Origin of the sequence: Streptomyces spinoverrucosus, from assembly GCF_006539505.1 — a bacterium.
GTDB lineage: Bacteria > Actinomycetota > Actinomycetes > Streptomycetales > Streptomycetaceae > Streptomyces > Streptomyces spinoverrucosus.
Genome location: NZ_BJND01000022.1, coordinates 77,320 through 87,835, shown reverse-complemented (window position 1 = coordinate 87,835; position 10,516 = coordinate 77,320). Strand labels below are relative to the sequence as shown.

5 protein-coding genes and 1 pseudogene are annotated in these 10,516 nt (G+C 66.9%); all 6 read right to left on the bottom strand.

The features are described 5' to 3' along the window. Positions 1 to 37 precede the first annotated feature (37 nt). Positions 38 to 507 (bottom strand): annotated as a pseudogene (locus SSP24_RS16605) (Hsp70 family protein); the annotation flags it as partial. A gap of 404 nt (positions 508 to 911) precedes the next feature. Beyond that, a complete protein-coding gene (locus SSP24_RS16600) occupies positions 912 to 1,106 on the bottom strand; it encodes a hypothetical protein (RefSeq protein WP_141310328.1) in 195 nt (64 codons plus the stop codon). Positions 1,107 to 1,204: 98 nt separating this feature from the next. Beyond that, positions 1,205 to 7,906 carry an RHS repeat-associated core domain-containing protein gene (locus SSP24_RS16595; protein ID WP_229865620.1) on the bottom strand — a complete coding sequence of 2,234 codons (6,702 nt, stop codon included), beginning with the start codon at positions 7,904 to 7,906 and terminating at the stop codon, positions 1,205 to 1,207. 351 nt (positions 7,907 to 8,257) lie between these two features. Beyond that, positions 8,258 to 8,788, bottom strand: coding sequence for a hypothetical protein (locus SSP24_RS16590; protein ID WP_141310327.1), 531 nt, complete (start codon positions 8,786 to 8,788; stop codon positions 8,258 to 8,260). A gap of 4 nt (positions 8,789 to 8,792) precedes the next feature. After that, positions 8,793 to 9,773 carry a hypothetical protein gene (locus SSP24_RS16585; RefSeq protein ID WP_141310326.1) on the bottom strand — a complete coding sequence of 327 codons (981 nt, stop codon included), beginning with the start codon at positions 9,771 to 9,773 and terminating at the stop codon, positions 8,793 to 8,795. 29 nt (positions 9,774 to 9,802) lie between these two features. Further along, positions 9,803 to 10,321: a hypothetical protein gene (locus SSP24_RS16580; RefSeq protein ID WP_141310325.1), complete on the bottom strand. Its 519-nt coding sequence runs from the start codon at positions 10,319 to 10,321 to the stop codon at positions 9,803 to 9,805. Between the last annotated feature and the right edge of the window lie 195 nt (positions 10,322 to 10,516).

Here is a 10,516-nt window from a genome sequence, read left to right as displayed (position 1 = left end):
GACGAGTTAGGCGCCTGAGGTGTCTATGCGGTCACAGCAATAGCGACACGTCGAAGGTGCCGCCGCCCAGGTCGAAGACGAGGACGGTCTGGTCGTTCTCCTTGTCCAGCCCGTACGCCAGCGCCGCCGCCGTCGGCTCGTTGATGATCCGCAGCACGTTCAGGCCGGCGATCTCCCCGGCCTCCTTGGTGGCCTGCCGCTGGGCGTCGTCGAAGTACGCGGACACGGTGACCACGGCGTCGGTGACGTCCTCGCCCAGGTACGCCTCCGCGTCCCGCGTCATTCGCCCATGTGCCGCTTGACCGAGCGGGCCGTGCGCTCGACGTTAGTCACGGCCTGCCGCTTGGCGACCTCGCCGACCAGTACCTCGCCGTTCTCGGCGAAGGCCACGACCGACGGTGTCGTCCGGGCGCCTTCCGTGTTGGTGATCACGGTGGGCTCGCCGCCCTCGAGGACCGAGACCACCGAGTTCGTCGTACCGAGGTCGATTCCGACTGAACGCGTCATTTGGGTTCTCCCTCCTCGTCCTGCCCCGCCTGCCAGTGAGGGTTCGGGGACTGTGGTCACCTCCGCTGCTCAATGCCAGGACGACTCCCCACACGTGGACCGCGGATTGCTGCGACGCGGCCGGAGCCGAAGCGTGATGGCTCCCGCAGACTCGGTCCGGACAAGGGCGGCGTTTCTCTTTTCTGAGGTCGAGATGAATCCAGTTGCCAACACGACTGTGTACGGAGCGATGCGTACCCCGGAGTGACACACCAGTCCTTCGGGGAATTCACCTTGTCGGGCTCGAAGTTCCAATTACGGCTCTGCGGAAGCCCCCAACAGCGGCGAGCAGTTGGATGGTGACAGCGAAGCATACATCGGCACGGGACATTTCCAGGTTCATCGAGTGCCTTGTTCGGTCTCCGCTAACGCTGGGATCCGTTCCAGCGACTGATCAGGAGCGCGTTCACCACGACTGCGGGAGCCACCGCGACCATCAGATAGCCAGGCGGCAGCAGCGCCACGGCCACCCACGCCACAAGCACGTCGAAGACGATCAGCGTCGCGAGCTGACCACGGCCGTTTTGGAGCAGGCGTTTGACGATCTGCCATGCAGTCACTTCGTAGATCCCATCGGACGTGTTTGACCTGGCTGGAGAGGGCGCGCCAGAGTGACGTGCCCTCTCGACTTACAGTGCCTGAGAACACCTAGGCGGCATTACGGCCACTTTGTGCCGAATCCGCAGTGATTGAGAACTTCTCTGATGTTTTCGCCTTGTTTCCAGAATCGCCCGCCGTTGGTGAAGGCATTGTAGATGGTGTCGCTGAACGTCAAGTACTTGCTCGTCCTCGACAACAGCATGCCGCCCTTTCCAACAGCTGCCGCTCCGCCATAGGACGCCGCACCAATGGCTCCTTGCTGGAGAGCGCCCTTCACGGTGTGCTTCCCACCTCCGACTTCGTAGCTACCGACACCGGCGGCGAATCCGATTCCCGCGGAAATGATGATTCCGCCGGCTCCCGCACACACACCTGCCGTGGCCGCGGTGCACAACCCGGCGGCCACGGTGGCCGTGGCCACGATGGCGACCTGGGTGATGCCGCGCCAGTGCTTCTTCACCGCCTTCGCCGACTTGCACGCCCAGCCGAACCCGGACCAGCACAGGCCGGTCAGATCGGTGAGGTTGAGGGGGTTGTTGACGACGTAGGCATACGCCTCGCGGGTGTTGTCGATTTCCGGGTCCACGGTGAGGAATTGAGCCGTGGCCGGGTCGTAGTAGCGGGCGCGGAGGTAGACCAGGCCGGTTTCCGCGTCCGTGTACTGGCCGGTGTACTGCATCGGGGTCGACGCCGTTCCGGTGTGGTCGAGGACCGCGCCGTACTGGCCGTAGTCGTAGGTGCAGTCGACCGTACCGCTGGTGTCCGTGAGAGCCCGGGTGGAGCCCAGCTGGTCGTGGAAGTACCAGTGGGCGCTGCCGGAGGCGATCTGTTCGACCGGCGTCCCGGCGGGACCGTAGACGTAGTCCGTGGTGCCGTCGGAGAGCAGATCGGGGAGGTCCTCGGCATCCCAGGTGAAGGATGTCGTGGTGCTGCCGACGGTCTTGGCGGTGCGCAGCCCGTCACCGTTGTAGGCGTAGGCCGCCGTGGCGGAGCCGGTGTTCGCGGTGGTGAGGCGGTCGGACTGGTCGTAGGCGTAGGTGGTGGTGTTGCTTCCGTCGGTGCTCTTGGTGCGGTTGCCCTGGTCGTCGTAGGTGTAGGTGGTAGCGCCAGTGGGTGCGGTGGCGCAGTCGGGGTTGGCGGGCATGGTGCCGGTCGTGGACCAGCACAGCTGGTTGGCCGCGTCGAAGGACTGGCCGGTGGTGCCGACCTGGACCGGGTTGTCGGCGTCGTCGTAGGCGAACGACGTGACATTGGACCCAGCGGTGGCCGACTTGAGTTGTTCGCGGTCGGTGTACTGGTAGGTCTGCGCGTCGCCTGAGACCCCGGTCGGGGTCTGGCCGCTGAGCTGGCCGGCGCTGTCGCGGGTGTAGGTGAGCGAGGCGAGCGTGGTCGTGCCCTTGGTGAGGGTGTCGGACTTGGCTTGGCCAGCGTCGTCGTACTCGGTGGTCGCAGTGGTGCTGTTGGGGTAGGTGGTGGTCTTCCACTGACCGTCGTCGGTGTAACCGAAGGTGGTGGAGTTGCCGTTCCAGTCCTTGACTCCGGTGAGGCGGTCGGCCTTGTCGAACGTCCGAGTCACGGTGTGCCCGGTCGTACCGGGGTAGGTGACGCCTGTCGTGTTGCTGTTCTCGTCGTAGGTGTAGCCGACCGTGCTGCCCGCGCCATCGGTCTGCGAGGTCAGTTCACCGAAGGTGTTGTAGCTCCAGGTGCTGGTGCCGGTGCCGTCGGTCATCGAGCTACGGTGGCCTGCCGGGTCGTAGTCGATGGTGCTGACGTCGGGCGTGGCGGCATCGGAGTAGTCCATGCCGGTGACGTTGCCGGCCGGGTCGTAGGTGTAGGTGGTGGTACGGCCCGACGGGTCGGTGACCGTGGTGAGGTTGCCGGCCGCGTCGTACCCGGAAGTGGTGGTGCGCTGGTCCGGGTCGGTGCGGCTGGTGCGGCGGCCCTGGGCGTCGTAGCCGTAACTCGTTTCGGCGCCCGCCGCGTCGGTGGTCTTGGAGACGGTGCCGTCCGCGTTGTAGGCGGTCTTGAGGACTGTGCCGTCGGGCCGCGTGATGCTGGTGTTGCGGTCGTCCGCGTCGTAGCCGTAGACGGTCTTCTTGTCGTTGCCGTCGGTGGCCGAGGTGCGGTTGCCGTCGGCGTCGTAGGCCGCCTTGGTGGTGTGACCGAGGGGGTCGATCGTGCTCGTCCGGTTGCCCCACGCGTCGTACCCATACGTGGTGCAGCCCTTGGCGGGCGGAGTGCAGCCGGGCGTGGTGCCCGCGGCGGTGCCGGCCGGGGAGACCTGGGAGGTCGGCAGGCCGCGGTCGGTATCCCAGCCGTACTGGGTCTTGTCGCCCTCCGGGTCGGTGGTGCTGGTGAGATCCCCCGCCGTGTCGTAGGTCGACTTGGTGGTGTTGCCACGGGCGTCGACGGTGCGGGTGGCGTCACCCGGGTGGGCCGTGTCGTCGTAGTAGGTGGCGGTGGTGTGTGCCGCGGCGCTGCCGTCCGTCGGCTGCTGGGTGGTGCTGGTGAGCAGCCCGAAGCCGCTGCCGGTGGCGGCGATGTGGTCCGCCTCGTCGTAGGTGTAGTCGGTGCGCAGGCCGGACGGGTCGATGGTGGTGATCAGGTTGTCGTTGTCGTCGTAAGCCTGGGTGGTGGTGAAGCCGCGGGCGTCACTGGCCGCGATCTGGTTGCCGTGGTCGTCGTAGGCGAAGGTCTGCAGATTGCCGTCGGGATCACTGATGGAGGTGATACCGAGGCTGATCGGGTCGTAGGTGTAGGACCAGGTTCCGGCGTCCTGCGTGCCGTAACCACGCGTCTCGGACTGCAGCAGTCCGTCGGCGTAGGTGTAGAGGATCTTGTGGCCGGCCGGGTCTGTGACCAGGGTCTGACCGTCCGTCAGGCCCGTGTCGATGTTGGGGCCGTAGGCGAAGACGGTGGTCTTCCCCGTCGGGTCGGTCTGGGTGACCACCCGCTCGGATGCGTCGTACGTCATCGACGTCACCGGGGTCGGTGAGGCGGTGTTGCCGTACTGGACCGGCTTGCGCATCGTCTTCATCAGGTGCGACGCGTCGTAGGTGTACTGGTAGTGGTCGTCATCCTGGAGGCTGGGTGAGCGGGTGGTGCCCACGCCGTAGACGTCGGTGAGGTTGCCGTCCGTGTCGTAGCCGTAGGTGACCTTGCGCCCGGCGCTGTCGGTCAGGGCCGTGATGTGGCTGCCGGTCCAAGTCAGCGTGTAGACGCGGCCGCCCGGGTCGGTGATGGTGTGCAGGTTGCCGTCGCCGTCGTACGCCAGGGTCGTGGCGTACGGCGGTGTGGCCTTGCTGCCGATGAGGTCCGTCTCGGAGACCAGGTGGCCGGTCGCGGTGTCGAAGGTGAAGATCTCCTTCGACGTGCGGGTGAAGACGTAGTCGGAACCGGACTTGGTCAGGGTCGCGTCGTAGCGCGGGGCGCTTGGCGTGTAGGTGCCCGAGGAGTCGGTGAAGGTGACCTGGGAGCCGTCCTCCTGCTTGATCGTGACGTCTCCGGTCGTGCTGTCGGTGCTCGCGCTCAGGTTGTACGAGTACGTCCAGCCCCAGCCGAACGGGCCGTTCTCGGCGAGTGCGGCGTTGGGGCCGTCCGGGCTGGCCAGCGCGGAGGCGTAGGTGCGGGTGAAGTCCAGCGGCATGCCCCGCCCGGGCGTCGACAGGTCGGTGAAGGTGTCCCCGAACGTGCCGGTGCTGGTGTCGACCGGGTCACCGGCGGTGCGCCGCACGCAACCGCACTGCACCCAGGCCGGGTTGCTGCCCTTGGGGGCGTCCTTGATGCCGGGCGGCCCGCCGATCGGCTTGCCCGGCGTGCCGCCCTCCGGGATGAAGGCGACCGCGTCGTAGGCGACGTCGTAGTCGGCGTAGTTGATGTTGCCGGAGCCGGTGATGTCGCTCTTGTTGGTGAGTTTGACCGTGGCGCCGTCCTCCATGGCGAAGGTGCCGATGGTCACCCATTCCTCGGAGCCCCAGTCCTGGTTCACCCGGATCTTCCACGGGCTCGCGCCGCCACCGGGGTTGATGGTGTAGACGACGTTGGTGGAACTGGCCGCCGTGGACGGGAAGTGCAGCTTGATCTTGTAGTACTGCAGCTTCGGCAGGTTCGGCGTCCAGGTGCCGGTGTTGATCTCGTCGGGGTCGGAGCCGTCCTCGGTGTGCGTGAACAGCACGTGCCCGCCGAAGCCGACGCCCAGTTGATGGGTGTCGATCGCGCCGATCGGGTCGCCGTCGCTGTTGGTGCCGGGGGTGTAGGTGAAGGTGCCGTTCTGGGACCAGTTGGACGATCCGCAGCCGACCAGGTTCAGAGGTGGCTGGCTCTGCGACTCGTCCACGATGATCGGCGAGCCGTGGCCCTCGTCGTGGACGTGCGTGGTGTCCAGCGAGCAGGACGGCGGATGCGGATGCGGCTTGACGACCGCGGGTTCGCTCGACCCGGCGCCCGCACTGTAGCTGCTGGTGGCGCAGGTCGTGGAGCAGTCGGAGACAAAGGTAACGGGCTGGTGCCACCAGCACTCGTAGTCCGACAGGGAGCAGTAGTTGGAGCTCTGCTGGCCGGTCGGGTCGCACTGGTTGTCGCTGGTGCAGAAGGCGTCGACCGGCGGGATCTGCAGCCAGGCCTTGCCGCCGTGATAGTCCGGGGTGGCGTAGGCGGGCTCGTTGAAGCGCAGGATCGGCCGGCCCATCCAGCCCATGATGCGTTCCTGGTAGGGCCAGCTCGCCGGGTGCGAGGCGTCCGCGTAGGAGTCGCGCAGGTACGGGGCGCGGGTGGGCGGGTAGTCGGGGTTGCGCGGGTTGTTGGCCCAGCCCAGGCCCCAGGTGCCGTCCGGGCCCGTGCAGTCGGGGCCGGGGATGCAGCCGGTGGTGTTGCCGAACGCGGCGGTCGGCTGGATGCCGGAGTTGTAGGCCCAAGCGGCGAAGTACCAGTTCTCCAGGTAGCGCGGGTCACCGCCGTTGACGGTGATGCCGGCGTCGTAGAGCTGGTTCCAGGTCCGCTCCAGGATCTGCAGGCCGGCGGCGACGTTCTCCTGGTAGTCGACGGCGATCTTCCACTGGCCGTGGGCGGAGTACTTGGTGTCACCGTTGGCCATGCCCGTGGTGACCTGGCCCAGGCCGTAGCCGCAGTCGGCCTTGGAGTAGTCCATGTGGGAGATCGAGCCGCCGGCGCCGTAATAGTCGGCGATCAGCGGGTTGCCGGGGATGCCGGGCAGGGCGTGCCAAGACGCCTGGCTGTAGTTGCTCTCCTGCGCCACGATTGCCTGGTAGACCGAGCGAGGCACCGTGTCCCAGGTGTCGGTGGAGGGGTGCTCCAGGGCGACCTTGCCGAAGTCGTCGTTGGGCGAGTAGGCGGCCAGGCCCAGGTTCGCGTAGTTCGCGGGCCGTTGGTAGGCGGAGCCGGTCAACAGGCCCTGCTCGGCCATCTGCACCGCCCACGCCACCTGAGCCGTGCCCGGCTGCATGACCTGCCGGTCCTCCTCGTTACGGCCCACCGAGCACTTCGGGGTCGTGGAGGCGGCGGTGGTGGCCGTCGCCAGAGAACCGGCGGTGCCGGTCGCGGTGGCGGAGAAGGCCATGGCGGTCTTCCTGAGTGGTGCGACTGCGGCCGTTGCCGAGGCCACCTTGCTGCTTGCCGGGGCGGTGTACGCGGACTGGTTCACCGGGGAGGTGCCACCGGCGGCGGGAGCCGCCTTGGGGAGGTCGGTCGACGTTCGCGCGGACGCTCCGGGCGGCCCCCTCTTGATCAGCTTTCCGCTGTGAGTGGCCAGGATCAGCGGTGCGGACGCCTTGGTCTCGTCTCCGAGGCCCATCACTGCGCCGCCGTCCAGCGAGACTCCCGACACGCTGTTCGCGCCGTGGGGCAGCGCGTGCGTGTCGATCCTGCGTATGCCGGCCTTGGCGGGCAGCGCGGTCGCGCCGATCGCGACGGCGTGACCGGACCGGCCCTGCAGCAGGCGCAGTTGGGCGTGCTTGCCGTCACCCAGCTTGGACAGTTTCCCCGACCTCTCGCGCATGATCAGCGATGACTTGTGGCTGTCTCGCTGCACCGCGAAGTCGACACCGCCGCCGGCTGTCGGCCGCAGGTCGTAGGCCATGCCGCCGGTGTCGGTCAGGTGGATCGGACGAGCGGCCGCCTTGCCCGTGCCTTTGGCGGGCAGCCGCACCAGGGATCCGCCCTGCACGCCGACCGGGCCGACGGCGGTGGGCACCACGCTGGTGACCTGGCCGTCGACAGTGACGCTGTTTTTGACCTTCCCGGACGGCATATCCACGGTCAGCACCTGCGTACGGCGCTGGTTCTCACCGGGGTTGACAGTGAACTCAGCCGTGTGCCCGAGCCCGCAGCCCGGCGAGTGGTACTTCAGCGCGACGCCGCCCGCGACCGGCTTCACCGCGCCGCTGCGCAGGTTCACGGTGTAGGCGAAGGCGCCGTGGTCGCGGGCCGCTGCCAGGTTCACCGACCCGGCGGGAAGGATCGCCACGGCCGCGTACCGGCCGTCGCCGGACACGCACTGGTAGCCGGTCCACGACGCGTCGTCGATACTCGCCGGACGCAGCACCGCCAGCTCGCGCCAGTTGTATCCCCCCGCTCCGGTGGCCACGTCGACGTGGTAGCCGGAGCCGTCACCCCAGCCGTTCACCATCACATCGGCAGCCGGACCCGCGGCGTCCTTGGGGGACGAGGAGAACGACAAAGACTTGGACGCCTTGGCTGTCGTGCTTTCGGTTGCCGCGGCCGCCGGGGACACGGTGGCCGCCATGAGGGCGCCGGAAAGGAGCAGGACCCCCGGTGTGCCGAGCCTGGGCCATCTCCGCGTGCCGGCCCTGTCGGACCGTTTGGAGTGTCTTCTGCGGTGGAACATGATCCTCCTAGATCGTTCCTTCGTCCAACCGACTCCGCAGCCGCACCGTCCTGTGTGGCGGCGCAGGCGACGGAGAGTTCCTGGTCCCGCCCCGCACCACAGGCAGGGCCGGATCCAGCCCGGCGAGGAACCCCGCCCAGCGCGCCGGTGAGCGCGGCGGACGGCCTGATGGCTGCAGGCGCGCCGCGGAGCAGGGATTTCGCGGGCCTGCCGTCACCCGTTCACCGGTGTCGCGTCTGTGGTGACGACTCAGGTGGCCGGGCACCTCTGCTTGCGAACGTCAAGGACTCTGACGTCCATGTCGGTGAGCGGGACGCTTCCGATGCCGGTGAAACTGACTCCCGTCGAGGTGGTGGTGTGCGGGGTGACTGCTCCGTCAACGGCCACGGCGTTGTCGACGTCGACGCCTGCGTTGTCCCCGGTGAGGGTGACGGAGACGGTGACCGTGTAGAGGGCGCGTGTGTTGCCGGTGTTGGTGACGGACACCGGTACGGTCACGACGTGGTCCTTGCTCCGGACCCGGTACAGCTTCACCTCTCCGGTCGAATCCGTGGCTGAAACAGCACTGTTGGCGGGCGGGCCGTTTCTGGGCGCGTCAGTGGCGCAGGCGTCGCGCAGCGGATCAGGTACGGCGGGCACGTCACCGGCGCGGGGAGAAGTGACCACCGGTTTGCGCAAGTCGTCGTTGATGCTCTGGGCGAAGGAGACCGTTCCGTAAACCGCCGCGCCGACGAACGAGGCGGCCACAGCGGCACCGATCAAGACACGCCGTGCCGGCATGGCGCTAGCCCTCAAGGGCTGTCTTCGCCGCAGCCAGCGCGGCTGTATTGCGCGCCTTGGACTGGGTGAGTTCATCCCGGTGATCGGCGATCTGCTGCTTCTGGATGGCGCTCTCGGCGTCGAACCAGATCTTCACGAGATCGGTGGACTTCTTGCAGTCGACGTCGGCGAGGGCGACATCGATCTCATCCTGAGAAGGGGTTCCGTCAGTGTGGGGAACGATCTTGTCCGCGTTGTAGGGAGTATCGACGGTGTAGCCCTTGGCGCTCATGCACTTGGACCAGGCCGTGATGGCGTCCTGGACGGCGGGCGTCTTCTGGGACTGGGTGAGACTTTGCCCGTCGAGTTCGGAGACGAGAGCGAAGTCGAGGCTGGGGGTGCCGAGTTGGTCGTCGGCCCATCCGGCGCAGCCGTTCTTGTGGATCTTCTTTCCCTTGTAGGTGGAGGGCGCCGGAGCCCGGTTGGGATCGCGCAGGTTGAGGCTGGTGTAGCCGGAGAAGACCTCGGTCTCCTCCGTGGTCATCTTCGGCAGTGTCGCGCCCTGCTGATGCTGGAGGCCATCCGGCAGGCCATAGCCGTACTTCTCCGCCGTGGCGCGGTCGGTGATGCCGTAACGCCGCTCGATATTGGCGTCGTTGTCATTCGGCGGAGGAGTGCTCCCCGCGGGCGGCAGGGTGATGGTGAACCCGTAATCGGCCATGCACTGCTTCTGGATGTGACGGGCGGCGTTGTCGAGGGTGACCGTGTCCTGATAGGTCTGCATGTAGTCCTCCAGGGGCAAGGACAAGCCCTTGGCCAGGCCACTGCGCGGGGTGGCGGGAGGCCAGTTGGCCTTGTCCACAGTGGAGGACTCCTGAGCCATGGGCTCGGTTCTTGGGTCCTTCGCCTTGTTCGAGGTGCTGGCCGTGGAGGCGGAGCAGCCGGTCATCAGGGCCGCGGTGACGGCGGCCAGAACGATCGACGTGGTTTTGGCGTGGCGGTTCATCACGGGGTTCCTTACACGTCCGGGGGAGGTCAGGCGAAGTGCTCGGAGGCGTTCTCGTTCTTCAGCGTGGAGTCGAGATCGGCCCAGTAGCAGTCGTAGGCGTAAGCATGCTGGAAGTACTGGGAATGCCCCAGATACCCGGAGTTGTAGTAGACGCGGTAGTTGTCCGCCGGGGCGCAGTTCCAGACCGAGGCGGCATTGTTCTTCACCCTCTGCCCGTTGCCGTTTCCGCCGTTGCCGAAGACGTACACGTAGGTGTAAAGAGTGGACCCCTGGTACTGGCTGGTGCCGGCGTAGTCGTAGACGTCCCCGTAGAACGAGGCATAGCTCGTGAGGAGCTTGCCACTCGAGTCGACGGCATACTCCATCGAGTTGTAGTTCAGGTGCAGGTCGCCCTCGGAGCAGTTGATCCACGGCACATCGCAGTTGTCGCTGACGTAGAACGTTGTTGCCGCCTGCGCCGGTGTGGCATTGAACAGAAGTGCCGCTCCGGCGGCGAGTGCGGTTGCGGCTGCGGCGAGTCTCTTCCCTGCCAACCTGTCCTTCATATTTCCCCTCCCTGGCGGAGCAACGCGAAAGTGCCGGTGGCGTGATACTCCGCAGTAATCTCTGCGGCGCACGAATCTCCACGACGAACTGGGCTTCACCGGCGGTATTTGCCAGCCCCGAACTGAGATCGCGAAGAATTTGACAGGCGTCCCCGTCCGAGCATGACCATCCTTTGCGTAGCGAATATGGGCAAA

Bases quoted from the DNA above. Each gene is read 5' to 3' on its own strand.
- SSP24_RS16595 (WP_229865620.1), bottom strand. From the start codon at position 7,906: ATGGCGGCCACCGTGTCCCCGGCGGCCGCGGCAACCGAAAGCACGACA.
- SSP24_RS16580 (WP_141310325.1), bottom strand. From the start codon at position 10,321: ATGAAGGACAGGTTGGCAGGGAAGAGACTCGCCGCAGCCGCAACCGCA.
- SSP24_RS16585 (WP_141310326.1), bottom strand. From the start codon at position 9,773: ATGAACCGCCACGCCAAAACCACGTCGATCGTTCTGGCCGCCGTCACC.
- SSP24_RS16590 (WP_141310327.1), bottom strand. From the start codon at position 8,788: ATGCCGGCACGGCGTGTCTTGATCGGTGCCGCTGTGGCCGCCTCGTTC.